Consider the following 16,826-nt stretch of genomic DNA (forward strand, 5'->3'; position numbering starts at 1 on the left):
TGCCGCGTGTTGCGGAGGTCAGCGGTAGTGGCGGGCGGCGCGCTGCATGACGATCTCGTCACGCATGCCTTCCAGGGCCATCAGGCGGACCTTGCCGACACCCTGCAGTTCCATGAACCGCTCCGTGTAGAACTCCGGCCCCAGCGCGGTGTCGGCGCGGGATTTGCTGAAGCCGTAGGGCACCACGCCCTTCTCGCCATCCTTGCTACCACCGACATAAAGAACGATTGCCATGTGATGTATTCCTCCAAATTGCTACTGCGTACTGCACTCGATGAGCGATGCTGCGAGCTCATCGAGGGAGAGCTTACCGCGTCGAACCTGACTGGAACGTCACGAAGGCTAATGACGATCGGTTGCATGCAGATGACTGCGGGATCGCAGCAGAATGCTTACGGATCTTTAACTTCCGACTAACGAATCGGGGGTTTCCAGCCAACGGCGCAGCCCCTCGTGGGTGGTTTGGGATGATCGCGGAAAGCCGGTTTCCTGTGGGCTGGCCGGGTGGGTGGGGCTGGCGGGGACGCCGTGAACCCGTCCCTGGGGGCTTAGCCGCGGCATCCATGCCGCGGATACCCCGCCAGCCCCACCCACCCGGCCGCTGACAGATTTCTGCTGCGTCTACCACCCACGGAGAAGAAAAAAAGATCAAAAGCAAAAGCAGCCTGGCTGGCCGCTTTTTGTAGAGCCGAGCCCACGCTCGGCTGCTTTCAGACCAGTCCGCGAAGCCGACCGCAGGCTCGGCTCGCGAGCAAGCGCAGCGCGCGACCCGCTTCTGCTGTTCTTTTTCTTCTCCGTGGCTGGACGCGCACGGAAACTGTCAGAGGCCGGGTGGGGTGGGTTCGCGGGACCGTTGGCGCCATGGGCCCGAGGCATGCCTCGGGCGGGTTGGGCAGGACGCCCAACCCCGGTCTTGCCGTGTGCGCAGGACAGCGCACACGAGCAAGGCGCCATCGAGCCCCCAGGGACGGGTTTACGGCGTGTCCCGCGAACCCACCCCGCCCGGCCCAATCACATGAAACGTATTCCGCGACCAAGCCACGAGGGGCTGCGCCGTTGGCTGGAACCTACGGCCACCAGCCACGCCCGAACCGGGCGAAATGATCGGCCGCGCGCTCGAACGGGTTGCGCGCACTCACCCCGCCACACAGCAGGTACACCGGCAGGTACAGCGGCCCCAGCACCATGTACTGGTAGACGTGCGCGCGTTCGTGGTCATCCAGCCGGATCAGCGGCTCCACGCCCCACCCCGCCTGATGCGCATAGGTGCGACAGGAAATGCCCAGGTCATGGCCGGTATGCAGGATCACGTTGCCCAGGGTGATCGCCCCGCCTGGTCCCCACGGCCAGCGATCGAACACCAACGCGCTGTCACGGCCGCTCCAGCGCAGCGTCGCCCCGCCAAGCATGCCGGCCAGGCCGCCGATCACGCCGAGCAGGGAATTGGGGGACGTCCACACCGCGCCCAGCACCTGCAGCGCGCGCAGCCAGACCGGCCAGGGCGTCACGGGAGTCTTCAATCGGCCTCGTTGGGAATCAGCAGCCACAGGATCAGGTAGACCAGGATGCCGGGGAAGGCCGCCGAGCCGATCGAGACCAGCACGAACACGATCCGTACCAGGGTGGCATTCCAGCCGAAGCGATGGGCAATGCCGCCCATCACGCCGGCAATCATGCGGTCGTTCAATGAACGCGACAGCGTGCGCGGCGTGGTGTTCATGGCGGTTCTCCTGGGCTACGGGAAAAAGCAGTCGAGCAAGGCTCGACTCTACACCGCTCCTATGTCTACGGAGCGCGGTGGCGCAGGGCCTGCAGGCGCGCGCCGAACCAGGCGGCTGCAGTCTGTTCAGGCTGCCCCGGGCACTGGATGCGATAGGGCTTGCCGCTCATGCTGCTCTGGCTGGCGGCGCGCTCGATGAACTGCTCGGCGCTGTCCACCATGTTCTTCTTCAGCAGATAATCATACTTGCGCTGCAGGTGCGACCGCGCATCGCTGCCGTCGTACCAGCTGCCATTGCGCTGGAACCGGCACTGGGAGCCGTCCAGGCTGGAGATCAGCTGGGCGATCTCCCGGCGTGCATCCGTACTGGGTGCGGCGTGGGCAACAGGTGCTGCCAGCAGCAGCGTGGCAAGCAGCAGCGTGAACCGTTGCGACATCATTATTCTCCAAGGCAGTCGAGCAAGCTCGACTCTACAAAAGCGAAGCAAGCCTTACACGTCGCGCGCTTTCAGCCAGCCATCGATCGTGGCCGGGACTTCGCGCTGCGCGCGACCGGACACGTAGATGCCGATATGGCCGCCACGGAAACTGGACTCGGTGTAGTCCTCGGTGCCCAGGCGCCCACGCATTGCGCGCGAGGCATCCGGCGGCACCAGATGGTCCTGCTCGGCGTAGATGTTCAGTACCGGCAGGGTCACCTTCGACAGATCCACCGCCTCTTCGCCGATCCGCACCGTGCCGTTCACCAGCCCGTTGCCCTGGTAGAACTGCTTGATGAAGTCGCGGAACGCCTCGCCCGCCAGGTCCGGTGAATCGAAGATCCACTTCTCCATGCGCAGGAAATCCTCCAGCGCGGCCTTGTCATCGAGAATGTCGAGCAGGCCCACGTACTTCTGCACGTTCAGGCGGAACGGCTTGAGCATCAGGTAACTGGCATTCATCAGGTCGGCCGGGATGTTGCCCAGCGTGTCGACCAGCAGGTCCACATCCACCTGCCGCGCCCAGTGCGAGAGCATGTTGTCGGCGGTGTGGAAATCGACCGGGGTGACCATGGTGATCAGCTTGCCCAGCTTCTGCCGGCGCAGCGCGGCGTAGCACAGCGCGAACACGCCGCCCTGGCAGATGCCGAGCAGGTCGACCGGTCCACCACCGCGCGCGCGCAGCGCATCGACCGCGCCATCGATGTAGCGCAGCAGGTAGTCCTCCAGGGTCTGGAAGCGCTCCGAGCGATCCGGGTAGCCCCAGTCCAGCACGTAGACGTCCTGCCCCAGCGCCAGCAGCTTCTGCACCAGCGAACGGTCGGCCTGCAGGTCGACCATGTACGGCCGGTTGACCAGCGCGTAGACGATCAGCAGCGGCGTGCGCCGGGTCGGTGACTGTTCGCCGACGAAGCGGTACAGCACCACCTTGCCGTCGCGCCAGACTTCCTCGCGCGCGGTCACGCCGTAGTCCACGTCTTCCACCTGCGGCAGCAGCTTCAGCCCTTCCATCAGCTTGCGCTGCATGGCCAGGGTTTCCTGCATCAGGTCATCAGCGTTGAAGCCCAGCGGTCCTTTCATCGGTCACGCGTCCGCGTGGAAGTACGGGGTGCTGCCTTTGGTGCAGCCTTCTTCGCAGGCGCCTTTTTCGCAGCCGCCTTCTTTGCCGGCGCGGCCTTCTTCGCGGCCTTGCGCGCGACCGGCTTCACCTTCGCCGGCGCCGGCTGTGCCACCGGATCGACCTCGCCCGTACCGGCCATGGCCACCACCTGTGCCTGCAGGCGGCGCAGGCTGCGCTCCAGCTCGGCGATGCGGCGGTGCGCGGCGTCCATCTCACTGCGGGTCGGCAGGCCGATCCGTTCACTCATCTGTTCCACCTCGCGCTGCAGGCCGGCGCGCAGGCGCATCTGAGCGTTGCCCAGCGCGGCATACACCTGCTGGAACGGTTCGGACATGGCGACCTTGGCGTAGGCCTCCTCGGCCACTTCGATCCACAGGTCGAACATTGCGCGGGCGCTGGTCAGCTGGCTGCCCGGCTGCTCGTGCTCGGCCAGGCGCTGCTCGAACAGCGCGAAGGCCTCGTCCAGTGCCTGCTTGATCTGATCGACGTAGGCGCGTGAATGCTGCTGGTATTCCTCCTGCGCCCGCAGCAGCGCCTGCCAGCGCGCCTGGTGCTCGCGGCCGGGCCCGAACGCCGGGCTCTGCAGCCACGGACCGGCCTGCAGCTGGAACTGCTGCAGCCAGGCGGCAAACTCCGGTACAGCGGCGCCAGCGTGGGTGCTGCCACGGGCGCCCTGCAGCATCCACTGCAGCATGCCGTCGCCCTGCCCCTGCACCGCCTCGCGCCAGGCTTGTGCTACGTCGGCACTGCTGGCGTCGCGGCCGGCGAAACGCGCGGCCACTTCCTGCATGGTGCCGTACCAGCTGCCCGCCTGTTCGCGGAAGCGGCGCACGGCATCTTCCGGCGCGCCCTGCCCCTGCTCGGGCAACAGCTGGCCCCACCAGTCGAACAACCGCTGCCAGCTGCCGGGATCGTCACCAGCCGGTGCGCCGGGCGTGCTCGCATGGCGCAGGGCATCGCCCCAGGCGCCGAAGTACTGCCGAGCCAGGGTTTCGAAATCACTGCTGCCGGCGTCGTGGGCCGAGCTGGTCATCGCAGGCCTCCGCAGGGCTGGCTCATGGCTTGGGAATGCGCAGGGTCTTGCTGATCATCAGCGACCCGGACAAGGCGAACAACAACACCATCGGGTGCAGCTGCCACGGGCCGATCTGCCACTGGCCGAACCAGATGTTCTGGCCGATGGCATCGGTACCGGCGGCGATCGCCAGCACAATCACTAGCACCAGGCTGGTCGGGATCGGGGTGCCCTCGAAATACGCGACCTTGCCCTCGTCGCCGGCCAGCGCCTCTGCGGTGACGTTGTAGCGCGCCAGGCGGCTGACGCCGCAGCAGACGAAATAGCTCAGCACCAGCCAGTCCCAGCCGCCCTGCATGCCGCAGGCGTAGGCCAGCGCCGCCGGGGCCACACCGAAGGAGATCACGTCGGACAGCGAGTCCAGCTCGCGGCCCAGGGTGGAGCTGGACTTGCGCCAGCGCGCGATGCGCCCGTCGAGGGCGTCGAAAATGAAAGCCAGCGGGATCAACGCCATGCCGAACAGCAGGTAGCCGCGCTCGCCGTCCTGCAGGAAGCGCATTGCGGCAAAGACCGCACCGGTGCCGCAGAAAGCATTGGCCAGGGTGAACCAGTCGGCCAGCTGGAATTCGCGCAGCATCGAGAAGTGACGTTTCATGGGGTCTCACGGAGCATCAAGGCCCACAGGTTACCGCGAGCGCCGCCACTGGCGACAGCGCTGGCAGGCCCCAGCCTTCACCGCTCCCTCACCTGTCCTCACCGGCGGTGAATTTTTCGCCACCCATCTTGACAGCCTAGGGGGGTGGCGCCTGTCGCGGCTTATCCACAAAGTTGCCCACGCGTAATCCACACCCCCTGTGGACAACCAGATCTCACCGACTGCGACGCTGGACATTTCCTCATCACCCCGAAGCGGGGTTTCCCTACTTCCCAAGCCACAAGGTCGGCGCTATGGTCACCGGCGGACCCGCCGCCGCCACGTCCGAAACTCTGCAACGGACGATGATGATGCTGGATGCTTCCACCCTGGCCGCGCAGCTGCGGCAGCCCCATGGCGAGGCCGCGCTGGCGGTGGCCGACTCGATGAACCGCAGCAATGGCGCGCTCAACCTGGCCGCGATCGGGCTGCTGGCCGTCGGCACTGGCGAACGGGTCCTGGAGATCGGCCCCGGCAATGCGGCGTTCGCGCCGCTGATGCTGCAGGCCACCGGCAGCCACTATCTGGGTATTGAGCTGTCCACTGCCATGGTCGAGGCCGGCAACCAGCGCCTGGCCAGCGCCGGGTTGGCCGAGCGTGCCGCGATGCGACACGGCGACGCCCATGCGCTGCCGGTCGCCGATGCCGCGATGGATGCCGCGCTGGCGGTCAACACCCTGTACTTCTGGCCGAACCTGGCGCCGGTGCTGGACGAGCTGGCGCGGGTGCTGCGCCGGGGCGGCCGCCTGTGCCTGGCCTTTGGCGACGCCAGCTTCATGCGAAGCCTGCCATTTGCTGCCGACTTCCAACTGCATGAGCTGGACGCGGTGGAGCTGGCGCTGCGTGTGTCGGGCTTCCGCGTCTCGGCCTGGCGCAGCCACCGGGAATCCGCAGCCGGCAATGACGGCCAGATCCGCGAAAAGCACTTCCATCTGCTGCTGGCACAGCGGCGCTGAAGTGATAGAGCCGGCCGCTGGCCGGCTGCCCCGGCCGTTCCGCGTTGCCGGCCAGCGGCCGGCACTACCCAGCCTGCACCCGGCGCCAGCGAGCGAAACAGAACACCTGCGTCAGCAGTGGTCGGCCCACCGCAGCCGCCGCAACGACTGTGATCCGACCGCGTGGTAGAGCCGGCCGCTGGCCGGCTGCCCCGACCGTTCCGCGTTGCCGGCCAGCGGCAGGCACTACCCGGCCTGCACCCGCCGCCAGCGAGCAACACAGAACTGCATCACCAGTGGTCGGCCCACCGCAGCCGCCGCAACGACGGTGATCCGACCGCGTGGTAGAGCCGGCCGCTGGCCGGCTGCCGCGGCATTCCGGATTGCCGGCCAGCGGCCGGCACTACCCAGCCTGCACCCGCCGCCAGCGAGCAACACAGAACACCTGCATCACCAGTGGCCGACCCACCGCAGCCGCCGCAACGACTGTGATCCGACCACGTGGTAGAGCCGGCCGCTGGCCGGCTGCCGCGGCATTCCGGATTGCCGGCCAGCGGCCGGCACTACCCAGCCTGCACCCGCCGCCAGCGAGCAGCACAGAACACCTGCATCACCAGTGGCCGACCCACCGCAGCCGCCGCAACGACTGTGATCCGACCGCGTGGTAGAGCCGGCCGCTGGCCGGCTGCCCCGGCATTCCGGATTGCCGGCCAGCGGCCGGCACTACCCAGCCTGCACCCGCCGCCGCCAATGCGCGAAACAGAACACCTGCATCACCAGCATCGCCAGCAACCCCAGCGGCCACGCCCACCACAGGCCGGCCAGCCCATGCCGCGCCTGCAACCACATCGCCAACGGCAGCTCCAGCAGCAGTACCGCTGCCATGCCCAGCAACGCTGGCAACATCACCGTGCCACTGCCTCGCATCACTCCGACCAGCACCGCGCTGCCTCCCATCGCCAGCACGCCCCATACCACCGTGCGCAGCTGCGATGCGGCCAATTCGCGCACCTCTGCGGCCGCCAGAATCAGCCCGGTCAGCCAGGGCGCCAGCGCCATCACCAGCAGCACCACCACGCTCAGCATCGCCAGCCCAAGCAGCACACCGGTGCGAGCGATGGCGGGCAGCCGTGCCGTACGCCCCGCACCCATCGCATGCGCCGCGAGGATGGTGGCGGTGATCCCCAGCGACATCGCCGGCAGTTGCACCCAGCTCATCAACTGGTTGACCGCACCGTAGGCGGCCGTGGCCGTGTAGCCGTAGCGGTTGATCCAGCCCAGCAACACGATTTCGGCAATGGCCAGGCTGAGCATCTGCAGCGATGACGGTACGCCGATGCGCAGCATCGCGCGGATGAGCACGCCATCGAAACGGATGGCACGCAGCAGCTCACGTCCCGGCGCCAACGGGTGCCCCATCCTCTGCCACCGCCACATAAGCCAGGCCAGGGCCAGCAGCGAGGCAAACGCCGCCGAGACTGCCGCACTGGCCGAACCCAGCTGCGGCAGGCCGGCCCAGCCGAGGATCAGCAGCGGCGTGCACAGCAGGCCGACCACCGTTGCCAGCAGCAGCGCATGCAGCGGTGTCTTCGCATCGCCCACCGCGCGGCTCACCGCAGTGGCCAGCCACAGCAGGAAGAACACCGGTGCCGTCAGCAACAGCACGCGTGCGTAGACAATGGACTCACTGAGGACCGCTGCCGGCGTGCCCAACGCCACCAGCAGTTGTGGCGCGAAGCCGCCGCCCACAGCCATCACCAGCACCGACAGCAGCAGGATCAGCGCCACCGCGCTGCCAGCCACGGCGCGTACCTGCTGCGGGCGGCCCGCGCCCCAGGCCTGGCCGATCAGCACCATCGCACCGGTCGCCAGGCCCATTACCAGGGCCAACAGCAGGAAGAAGACCGGAAAGAACGCAGCCGCTGCAGCCACTGCCTGTGTGCCGAGCAGATGGCCGAGGTAAATGTTGTCCAGCGTGCCTGCGGCCAGCTGCAGCGCATTGGTCAGCAGCATCGGCAGCAGCAGGGTCAGATAGGTGCGCCACAGCGGGGGTGCTGCCGGAGGTATCGGATGTACAGGGGTGCTCATGGGGTTCTCTGGGCAAGGCGCCGCCCTGCCCGGCGTTTCCGCCAGCAAAGCAAGCACAGGGAAAGCAGGCCGTGGCCCGCGGTCAGGTGGCGCCGTCGCTCAGCAACGGCGCGATGGCTCAGCCGTCGATGTGGTCCGCAGGATCGTCGAAGGCCAAGCGCAGAGCGTGGGCGCGCACATCCGCGGGCCAACTCCGCAACGCCGCTTCCAGGCCCGCGCGGTCATGCGCGAACAGGACACGGATCGCCTCCTCGAAACCCGGCAGGTCACCGGCGATGGTCTGCAGGAAGTGATAGGCACGCTCGCTGTCACGACGCTGGCGGTCCTTGTCAGCACCGGCACGGCTGGCCGCCTCCACCAGCCTGCGCAGCACCACTGAGGCACCGCCAGGCTGCTCGGCCAGCCACGCCCAATGGCGTGGCAACAGCGTCACTTCGCGGGCGACCACGCCCAGCTTGGGGCGGCCACGGCCACGTGGGGTTGCGGGCGCCTCTTCGGCAGTGACGTCGGCCTCCGCCTCCACGGCCGCGGGAAACGCTTCGTTTACCCGCGCCAGCAGTTCTGCGTCACTGCCGCGCGTATCGAAATCGCGAGTGCGGCCGGTGGCGTTGTCGAACACCAGCAATGGTCCGGCAGCGTTGTCGGCGCGCAGCTGCTTCAGCGCCAGCGCGGCCACTTCCGGCGTACCGGAAGCGACCAGGCGATGGCCGTCGAAACAACTGAAGGGAGGAAGTCGGGACGCAGGCATGGCAACGGCATCAGAGGCGGTGCGCGAATATTGCCCGGGTAATTCTCTCCCGTCAATATTGCCCGGGTATTAATTTACCAGAAGAGCGTGCCGACCAAAGATTGGCAGCTACCCGATTTCCCGGCTCACAGGCGGCTGAAGGACCAGCTCACCATGCGCCCGTCCTTGTACGGCATCACGCCGTGGAACGGGCGCGGGTCGGCGTCGAACACCAGCGGCAGGAAGTTGCGGTCGCCCTCCCACATCGGCAGGGTGTCCAGCTTGTCCAGGTCCACCCACTCCAGCGTGCCTTCGTGGTTGCCGCCGTGCGGGGTGCCCTCGAATCCATCGATGACGAACACGAAGCCCAGCCAATCCTCGCCGTGCTTGCCGAAGCCTGGCCAGCTGATGGTGCCGCGCAGGCGCATGCCGGTGCAGTCGATGCCGGCTTCCTCGGCGATCTCGCGGCGCATGCTGGCCGCCACATCCTCGTCCGCTTCGATCTTGCCGCCCAGGCCGTTGTACTTGCCCAGGTGGTGGTCACCGGGACGGGTATTGCGATGGATCATCAGCACCTGGCGACGATCCGGCGACAGCACATAGCCCAGGGTGGCGACGATCGGGGTGTACGGCATGGGGCAGCATCCAGCGGCAGGTCAGCCGTGGATTATGGCCGATCAGCGCACCAGCGACAGGCGACGCTCGGCAGGCGCACTGGCGCCGTCGGGATCGCGGCGCAGGGTGGCGACACCGTGGCCACGCTCGGCCAGGTATTCCAGCCACTTGCCGAGGAAGGTGTTCATCCGCATGCGGTGGCTGATCAGCTCCGCCGGCGGCGGGTACAGGCCCATCGTGTCCTGCCAGCGACGGCCGACGTAGCAGTGGGTGGTCTCGGCCTGGCGCGCGTCACGGTACAGACGCACATAAGCCGACGGATCCGGCTCACCGGTAACCGGGTCGGCCAGGTCGTAGGTCAGGCGCAGTTCCACCGTGTAGCGGTGGCACTCGATCACGTCCAGGCGCACGTCCAGGCCGTCGCCGATCGAGGAAATGTAGCTGCCCGCCACCAGTCCGGCCGGTTCGAACAGACGCACCAGATGGCGGTAGTTTTCCGCGTACAGGCCCATGAGCCAGCTCAGCCGGCTCAGGCGGGGAATGCGTTCGGTGCGGGGCAAGGCTCGGGCCATGGGTCGATCCTACACGTTGGTGCTTCAACGTGGGGGCGCGCACGTGCAAGCCAACCCCTGGGTAGTGCCGGCCGCTGGCCGGCAGCCCTGCATCGCGGCCGAGGGTTCATCCACCAGCCGGCCAGCGGCCGGCTCTACCAGATGAGGATCAATACAGCTCGCGCTGCAGCCCCAGCGTGGCCAGCACCTTGCTGGAAATCTCCTCGATCGAGGTATGGGTGGTGCTCAGCGTCGGGATCCGCTCCATCTGGAACATCACCTCAGCCGCAGCCACCTCGCGCTTGCAGGTGTCCAGGTTTGCGTAGCGCGAGTTCGGGCGGCGCTCCTGGCGGATCTGCTGCAGCCGGTCCGGGTCGATGGTCAGGCCGAACAGCTTGCGCCGGTAGTTGCGCAGGCGCGGCGGCAGGCGGTCGCTTTCCAGGTCTTCGTCGGTCAGCGGGTAATTGGCCGCGCGCACCCCGTAATGCAGGGCCAGGTAGATGCAGGTGGGCGTCTTGCCGGCGCGTGACACCGCCACCAGGATCACGTCGGCATCGTCGTAGTTCACCGCGATGCCGTCGTCATGGGTCAGGGCGAAGTTCATCGCGTTGATGCGGCGGTGGTAGGTGTCGAAATCGACCATGCCGTGGGCCTGGCCGACCCGGGCCAGGCGCGGACTGGCCAGTTCACGCTCCAGCGGCTCGATGAACGGCGCGAACACATCCAGCATCAGCGCGCCGCTGTCGGCCAGGATCAGGCTCAGGCTCTGGTCCACGCAGGAGTTCACCACGATCGGCCGGACCTGGTACCGCTCCCCTGCCGCCTGGATCCGGGCGCAGGCTTCACGCGCTTTTTCGGGGTCGTCGACAAACGACATGCGATCGGTAATGAAGCTGAACCCGGAGAACTGGGTGAGCAGGCTATGCCCAATGGTTTCAGCGGTGATACCGGTTCCATCGGAAACGTAGAACACCGGACGGATGGTCGACATGCGCGCTTTTACCCCCTACGAAGCCTAAAAAGGCCGCCAGCACAAGCTTGTGCCGACGGTACTCTGCCCGGCATCATATCGGCTTCTTCCTACGGACGCGGCCATTCCAGCCCGCCTCGGGCGATGGCCAAACGGAGCATCGCGCTTGAACGAGAACATCCTGTGGTTGCACGAACTGCGTCTGGCCGACTTGGCCCGCGTAGGCGGCAAGAATTCGTCGCTGGGCGAGATGATCGGCAACCTGGCCGGTCTGGGCGTTTCGGTGCCGGGCGGTTATGCCACCACCGCTGAAGCCTTCAAGGACTTCATCGCGCACAACGATCTGTCCAAGCGCATCTTCGACAAGCTGGCCACGCTGGACGTCGAGGACGTCAACGCGCTGACCGCAGCGGGCAAGGAAATCCGCACCTGGGTGATCGACGCCCCGCTGCAGCCGCAGCTGGACCAGGACATCCGCACCGCCTACGCCCAGCTGAGCGCCGACAACGGCGGCGGCGACGTGGCCGTGGCCGTGCGTTCGTCGGCCACCGCCGAGGATCTGCCGGATGCCTCCTTCGCCGGCCAGCAGGAAACCTTCCTCAACGTCACCGGTGCCGACGATGTCGTGCGCAAGGTCAAGGAAGTGTTCGCCTCGCTGTACAACGACCGTGCCATCGCCTACCGCGTGCACCACGGCTTCAAGCATGAAGACGTGTTCCTGTCGGCGGGCGTGCAGCTGATGGTGCGTTCGGGCGTCGGTTCCTCCGGCGTGCTGTTCACACTGGACACCGAGTCCGGCTTCCGCGATGTGGTGTTCGTCACTTCGTCCTTCGGCCTCGGCGAAATGGTCGTGCAGGGCGCGGTCAACCCGGACGAGTACTACGTCTACAAGCCCACCCTGCAGGCCGGCAAGCCGGCGATCCTGCGCCGCTCGCTCGGCAGCAAGGCCATCCGCATGGTGTATTCGGATGTTCCGGGTGAGCGCGTCAGGATCGAGGACACCCCGGTCGAACTGCGCAACACCTTCTCGATCAGCGACGAGGACGTGCAGGAACTGTCCAAGCAGGCGCTGGTCATCGAAAAGCACTACGGCCGCCCGATGGACATCGAGTGGGCCAAGGACGGTGTCAGCGGCAAGCTGTTCATCGTGCAGGCGCGCCCGGAAACGGTGAAGTCGCGCAGCCATGCCACCCAGATCGAGCGCTTCGCGCTGACTGAAAAGGGCGGCAACGTGCTGGCCGAGGGCCGCGCCGTCGGTGCCAAGATCGGTTCGGGCGTGGCCCGCGTGGTGAAGACGCTGGACGACATGAACCGCGTGCAGCCGGGCGACGTGCTGATCGCCGACATGACCGATCCCGATTGGGAACCGGTGATGAAGCGCGCTTCGGCCATCGTCACCAACCGGGGTGGCCGTACCTGCCACGCCGCGATCATCGCGCGCGAACTGGGCGTGCCGGCCGTGGTCGGTTCGGGCAACGCCACCAAGGTCATCGAAGATGGCCAGCTGGTCACCGTCAGCTGCGCTGAAGGCGATACCGGTTTCATCTACGAAGGCAAGCTGGGCTTCGAGCGCACCACCACCGATCTGGGCAACATGCCGCCGGCACCGTTGAAGATCATGATGAACGTGGCCAACCCGGAACGTGCCTTCGACTTCGGCCAGCTGCCGAACGCCGGCATTGGCCTGGCCCGTCTGGAAATGATCATCGCCAGCCACATCGGCATCCACCCGAACGCGCTGCTGGAATACGACCGCCAGGATGCGGCAACCAAGAAGAAGATCGACGAGAAGATCGCCGGTTACGGTGATCCGGTCAGCTTCTACGTGGATCGCCTGGCCGAAGGCATCGCCACCCTCACCGCCTCGGTCGCACCGAACGCCGTGATCGTGCGCCTGTCGGACTTCAAGTCCAACGAGTACGCCAACCTGATCGGCGGCAGCAACTACGAGCCGCACGAAGAGAACCCGATGATCGGCTTCCGCGGCGCCAGCCGTTACGTCGATCCGAGCTTCTCGGCCGCCTTCGCGCTGGAGTGCAAGGCCGTGCTGCGCGTGCGCAACGAAATGGGCCTGGACAACCTGTGGGTCATGATTCCGTTCGTGCGCACCCTGGAAGAAGGCCGCAAGGTCATCGAGGTGCTGGAACAGAACGGCCTGAAGCAGGGCGAGAACGGCCTGAAGATCATCATGATGTGCGAAGTGCCGTCCAACGCGCTGCTCGCCGATGAGTTCCTGGAGATCTTCGACGGCTTCTCGATCGGCTCCAACGACCTGACCCAGCTCAGCCTGGGCCTGGACCGCGACTCGTCGATCGTCGCGCACCTGTTCGACGAACGTAACCCGGCAGTGAAGAAGCTGCTGTCGATGGCGATCAAGTCGGCGCGTGCCAAGGGCAAGTACGTCGGCATCTGCGGCCAGGGCCCGTCCGATCATCCGGATCTGGCCGAATGGCTGATGCAGGAAGGCATCGAGTCGGTGTCGCTGAACCCGGACACCGTGGTCGATACCTGGCTGCGCCTGGCCAAGCTGAAGGCCAACGGCTGAGACCGTGATTGCTGAGGGCTGACGTCGCTTTCATCGGCGCCGGCCCATACTTCAGCTGCATGCAAGCCCCGCCTCTGCGGGGCTTGTTGTTTCTGGCGTCTGCGCGCGCCACCTCCCCCGCTGCAAAGGAGCCCGCATGCTCGCCACTGCCCCACCCGCCCCCGCCGCAACACCCTGGTTCCACTCGCTCGATTGGGAACGCCTGCTGGAGACCTACGGCGTGCCATTGCTGGCCGCGATCGTGGTGCTGCTGGTCGGCATGTGGGTGGCGCGACGCCTGTCCAACGCGATGCCACGCGCCACCGCGCGCATGGGCGTGGACCCGATGCTGGGCAACTTCCTGCGCAACGTGGTGTACGCCGCGTCGCTGGTGATCGTGGTGGTGCTGGCGATCGGCACGCTGGGCGTGCAGATCACCCCGCTGCTGGCCGTGCTTGGCACCGCCGGCCTGGCGGTAGGCCTGGCGCTGAAGGATTCGCTGTCCAACATCGCCTCGGGCGTGATGCTGGTGACGCTGCGCCCGTTCCGCGTCGGTGATGTAGTGACGGTGGCCGGACAGACCGGCACGGTGCGCGAAGTGCGCATCTTCCAGACCGTCATCACCGGTGCCGACAATCAGCACACCACCATTCCGAACACGCTGATCACCGCTGCGCCGATCATCAACCTGACCGCCGAGCCGACCCGCCGCGTCGAACTGGTGGTGGGCATCGGCTATGAAGACAACATCCAGCTGGCGCGCGACACCGCGCTGGCGCTGATGAAGGCCGACCCGCGCGTGTTGCAGACGCCGGCACCGGACGTGGTGGTGTACGAACTGGGCGCGCACGCGATCAATCTTGGCATCCGCTGCTACGTGAAGTCGGCCGACTGGTTCGGTACCAAGGTCACGCTGCTGGAACAGCTCAAGCTGGGCTTCGACAAGGCCGGCATCAACATCCCGTATCCGCAGCAGGACATGCACCTGTACCTGCATGGCAAGGATGGCGGCGTGGTCGAGGCCGACGCACTGGTGCGCGACAAGCCTTGATCCGACACAGAAATGCCGGCCAGCGGCCGGCACTACCCTGCCCCGCACATCCTGGTAGTGCCGGCCGCTGGCCGGCACCCACCCCATCTCCATACATCGGTAGTGCCGGCCGCTGGCCGGCAACCTCCAGGATCAGGCGGCGACGCTTTCTTCCAGCGTCGCGTAATCGGTGAACCCGACCGCACCACCGCCGAAGAACGTTGCGCGATCCGGCGGGTTCAGCTCCGCCCCCAGACGCAGGCGCTCGGGCAGGTCCGGGTTGGCGATGAACGGGCGACCGAAGCCGATCAGGTCGGCCCAGCCTTCCGCCAGTGCCTGCTCGGCGCGCTCGGCGGTGTACTTGCCGGCGTAGATCAGGGTGCCCGGGTAGATCAAGCGCAGCGCCTGCTTGAACGCCACCGGCATCAGCGGTGCATCGTCCCAGTCGGCTTCGGCGATGTGCAGGTAGCCCACGCCCAGCGCACCCAGCAGGTGCGCCGCGGCCAGGTAGGTAGCCTGCGGCGTATCGTCCACCGCGCCCTGCAGCGTCGTCAGCGGCGCCAGACGAACACCGACGCGGTCACCACCGGCTACTGCAGTCACCGCCTGCACGACCTCGCGCAGGAAACGCAGCCGGTTCTGCAGCGAGCCGCCATAACCGTCGCTGCGCTGGTTGGCCTGCGAGTCGATGAACTGGTTGATCAGGTAGCCATTGGCTCCGTGCAGCTCAACGCCATCGAAGCCGGCGGCCAGCGCATTGCGGGTGGCCTGCGCGTAGTCGGCGATGATGCCCGGAATCTCGGCCTCGGCCAGCGCGCGCGGCATCGAGTGCTGGATCATCTCGCCCACGCCCGCTTCCGGGCCGGCGCCGGTGGGGTCGACAAACACCTTCACGCCCTCGGCCAGCAGCGCCGACGACGACACTGGCGCGGCACCGCCGGGCTGCAGGGCCACGTGCGAGACCCGACCCACGTGCCACAGCTGGGCGTAGATGCGGCCACCAGCGGCGTGCACGGCGTCGGTCACCTGGCGCCAGCCCTGCACCTGCTCGCCACTGTGGATGCCCGGGGTCCAGGCGTAACCCTGGCCCTGCGGGCTGATCTGGGTACCTTCGCTGACGATCAGGCCCGCGCTGGCCCGCTGCGCGTAGTAGGCGGCCATTTCCGCGGTGGCAACGTTGCCGTCGGCAGCGCGCGAGCGGGTCATCGGCGGCATGACGATTCGGTTGGGCAGGGTCAAGGCGCCCAGGCGGTGGGAGGTGAACAACATGGCGGACATCTCTTGCGGGGGGAGTGCCAGCAAGAATGGGGACCGCCTGCGAAGGGCAACAGGCGTGTTGTGGCAAAACAGTTGTGCCCGGCAGGCAAGGATGGCCATGCATGAAGGCTCATCCATGCATGGCGTGGATCTACTCCAGGCGGGGTTCTATCCTGATCGTGCCATGCGCCACGCGGTCATAGCAGGTGCGCACCACGTCTTCGCCGTACTTGAGCTCCAACCGGCGCACGATGAAGTGGCCGCGCGCCATGTCCTGGTAGTAATCGGTGAACATCGTATTGAGCGTCGCACCGGCAGCGGCACCCACGATCGGCACCGCCTGTGCGGCGAATTTCTCGGTAACCACCACGCCGAAGCGCGCGGCCACCTTCTCCACCATCTTCGCCAGCAGCTTGCCAGCCTCCTTCGGTGCTACGCCCAGGGTCAAGTCGCGGCCGGTCACCACGCGTCCGGCCAGCTCGGCCGACAGATGGCGCATCACATCGGTGGTGAAGCCCCGGGCTAGGTAATAACCAGTTTCGCTGGCGTCATCGCGCGGCGAGTTGCCGCCCAGCGCGAACACCTCCAGGCAGGCCTGGCGGGTACTGAACTCGGACAGGTCGAAGCCCTCGCTGCGGGCCACGTCGGCCACCGCGCGCATCATGATGGTGGTCGACACCGGCAGCTCGATGAACAGCGCGGCAAAGCCAAAGGCGCCGCCCACCGCACCGGAGGTCGCTGCGGCCAGCTTGTGCCAGCGGGTGGACGCCCCCTTGCCGGGGGTGTTGTCCATGCTCCACAGCGCCGCCTGCGCCGACTTGGTCAGCGCCGCCTGCACGGCGCCATGGATGCGGTTGGAGACCGAGTTGGGCAGCGCCTTCACCGCGAACTCCAGCGGCGTGCCGACCAGATTGGCCATGCGCGCGGTCAGGGTCGGCGCTTCCAGCAGGGCCACCGCCCGCTGCAGGTCAGACCAGTCGCGGGCGTCGTGGGCAATGTCGCGGGGAAGCAGGATGGGCTCGTTCATGGCGCTGATCTTAGCGCCAGGGAGTTGAACGGAGGGTGGTGCCGGCCGCTGGCCGGCAACCTGATACACGTCAC

Annotated in this window: 17 protein-coding genes; 3 read left to right on the forward strand and 14 right to left on the reverse strand. The window is 66.9% G+C overall.

Annotated features, from left to right (window positions below):
* Positions 1–18: 18 nt before the first annotated feature.
* The 7 genes from ACZLIB_RS14210 to ACZLIB_RS14240 form a co-directional block, all read right to left on the reverse strand.
* Positions 19–234, reverse strand: coding sequence for a hypothetical protein (locus tag ACZLIB_RS14210; RefSeq protein WP_005410085.1), 216 nt, complete (start codon positions 232–234; stop codon positions 19–21).
* 833 nt (positions 235–1,067) lie between these two features.
* A complete protein-coding gene (locus ACZLIB_RS14215; RefSeq protein ID WP_285303613.1) occupies positions 1,068–1,520 on the reverse strand; it encodes a hypothetical protein in 453 nt (150 codons plus the stop codon).
* Positions 1,517–1,720, reverse strand: a complete 204-nt coding sequence (locus tag ACZLIB_RS14220) for a PspC domain-containing protein (protein WP_006452007.1) — start codon at positions 1,718–1,720, stop codon at positions 1,517–1,519. Before ACZLIB_RS14220 ends, ACZLIB_RS14215 begins: the two co-directional genes overlap by 4 nt.
* 65 nt (positions 1,721–1,785) lie before the next feature.
* Complete coding sequence (locus ACZLIB_RS14225; RefSeq protein ID WP_429000102.1) at positions 1,786–2,157, reverse strand: YfeK family protein; 372 nt, start codon at positions 2,155–2,157, stop codon at positions 1,786–1,788.
* Between the two features lie 54 nt (positions 2,158–2,211).
* Complete coding sequence (phaC, locus tag ACZLIB_RS14230; RefSeq protein WP_478467957.1) at positions 2,212–3,279, reverse strand: class III poly(R)-hydroxyalkanoic acid synthase subunit PhaC; 1,068 nt, start codon at positions 3,277–3,279, stop codon at positions 2,212–2,214.
* Entirely contained in the window at positions 3,276–4,352 is a 1,077-nt protein-coding gene (gene phaE, locus ACZLIB_RS14235; protein ID WP_478467958.1) for a class III poly(R)-hydroxyalkanoic acid synthase subunit PhaE, read from the reverse strand. Before phaE ends, phaC begins: the two co-directional genes overlap by 4 nt.
* A 22-nt stretch (positions 4,353–4,374) precedes the next feature.
* Complete coding sequence (locus tag ACZLIB_RS14240; protein WP_032130352.1) at positions 4,375–4,989, reverse strand: CDP-alcohol phosphatidyltransferase family protein; 615 nt, start codon at positions 4,987–4,989, stop codon at positions 4,375–4,377.
* Positions 4,990–5,333: 344 nt separating this feature from the next.
* Between ACZLIB_RS14240 and ACZLIB_RS14245 the strand changes: the two genes are divergently transcribed.
* Positions 5,334–5,984 (forward strand): class I SAM-dependent methyltransferase, encoded by a 651-nt coding sequence (locus ACZLIB_RS14245; protein ID WP_478467960.1) that lies wholly within the window; start codon positions 5,334–5,336, stop codon positions 5,982–5,984.
* 702 nt (positions 5,985–6,686) lie between these two features.
* Here ACZLIB_RS14245 and ACZLIB_RS14250 read toward each other — a convergent pair.
* The 5 genes from ACZLIB_RS14250 to ppsR form a co-directional block, all read right to left on the reverse strand.
* On the reverse strand, positions 6,687–8,051 hold the full coding sequence (locus ACZLIB_RS14250) for an MATE family efflux transporter (RefSeq protein WP_478467962.1): 1,365 nt from the start codon (positions 8,049–8,051) through the stop codon (positions 6,687–6,689).
* Positions 8,052–8,169: 118 nt separating this feature from the next.
* The gene (locus ACZLIB_RS14255) at positions 8,170–8,799 is read right to left on the reverse strand and encodes a DUF2239 family protein (protein ID WP_478467963.1); all 630 of its coding nucleotides are present in this window, start codon (positions 8,797–8,799) and stop codon (positions 8,170–8,172) included.
* Positions 8,800–8,924: 125 nt separating this feature from the next.
* Positions 8,925–9,413, reverse strand: a complete 489-nt coding sequence (locus ACZLIB_RS14260; RefSeq protein ID WP_049462146.1) for an NUDIX hydrolase — start codon at positions 9,411–9,413, stop codon at positions 8,925–8,927.
* A gap of 42 nt (positions 9,414–9,455) precedes the next feature.
* Complete coding sequence (locus tag ACZLIB_RS14265) at positions 9,456–9,965, reverse strand: DUF1249 domain-containing protein (RefSeq protein WP_032130357.1); 510 nt, start codon at positions 9,963–9,965, stop codon at positions 9,456–9,458.
* 148 nt (positions 9,966–10,113) lie between these two features.
* The gene (gene ppsR, locus ACZLIB_RS14270; protein ID WP_006452040.1) at positions 10,114–10,935 is read right to left on the reverse strand and encodes a posphoenolpyruvate synthetase regulatory kinase/phosphorylase PpsR; all 822 of its coding nucleotides are present in this window, start codon (positions 10,933–10,935) and stop codon (positions 10,114–10,116) included.
* Between the two features lie 145 nt (positions 10,936–11,080).
* Here ppsR and ppsA point away from each other — a divergent pair, with 145 nt between their 5' ends.
* The gene (ppsA, locus tag ACZLIB_RS14275; RefSeq protein WP_134950668.1) at positions 11,081–13,459 is read left to right on the forward strand and encodes a phosphoenolpyruvate synthase; all 2,379 of its coding nucleotides are present in this window, start codon (positions 11,081–11,083) and stop codon (positions 13,457–13,459) included.
* A gap of 136 nt (positions 13,460–13,595) precedes the next feature.
* Positions 13,596–14,489: a mechanosensitive ion channel family protein gene (locus ACZLIB_RS14280; protein WP_050509854.1), complete on the forward strand. Its 894-nt coding sequence runs from the start codon at positions 13,596–13,598 to the stop codon at positions 14,487–14,489.
* Positions 14,490–14,621: 132 nt separating this feature from the next.
* Here ACZLIB_RS14280 and ACZLIB_RS14285 read toward each other — a convergent pair whose 3' ends face one another.
* Both ACZLIB_RS14285 and ACZLIB_RS14290 read right to left on the reverse strand, forming a co-directional pair.
* Positions 14,622–15,737, reverse strand: a complete 1,116-nt coding sequence (locus tag ACZLIB_RS14285; protein WP_478467965.1) for an alkene reductase — start codon at positions 15,735–15,737, stop codon at positions 14,622–14,624.
* 139 nt (positions 15,738–15,876) lie between these two features.
* Positions 15,877–16,752 carry an EcsC family protein gene (locus tag ACZLIB_RS14290; RefSeq protein ID WP_478467966.1) on the reverse strand — a complete coding sequence of 292 codons (876 nt, stop codon included), beginning with the start codon at positions 16,750–16,752 and terminating at the stop codon, positions 15,877–15,879.
* Positions 16,753–16,826 lie beyond the last annotated feature (74 nt).

The organism is Stenotrophomonas sp. 220_Sma (assembly GCF_056487375.1).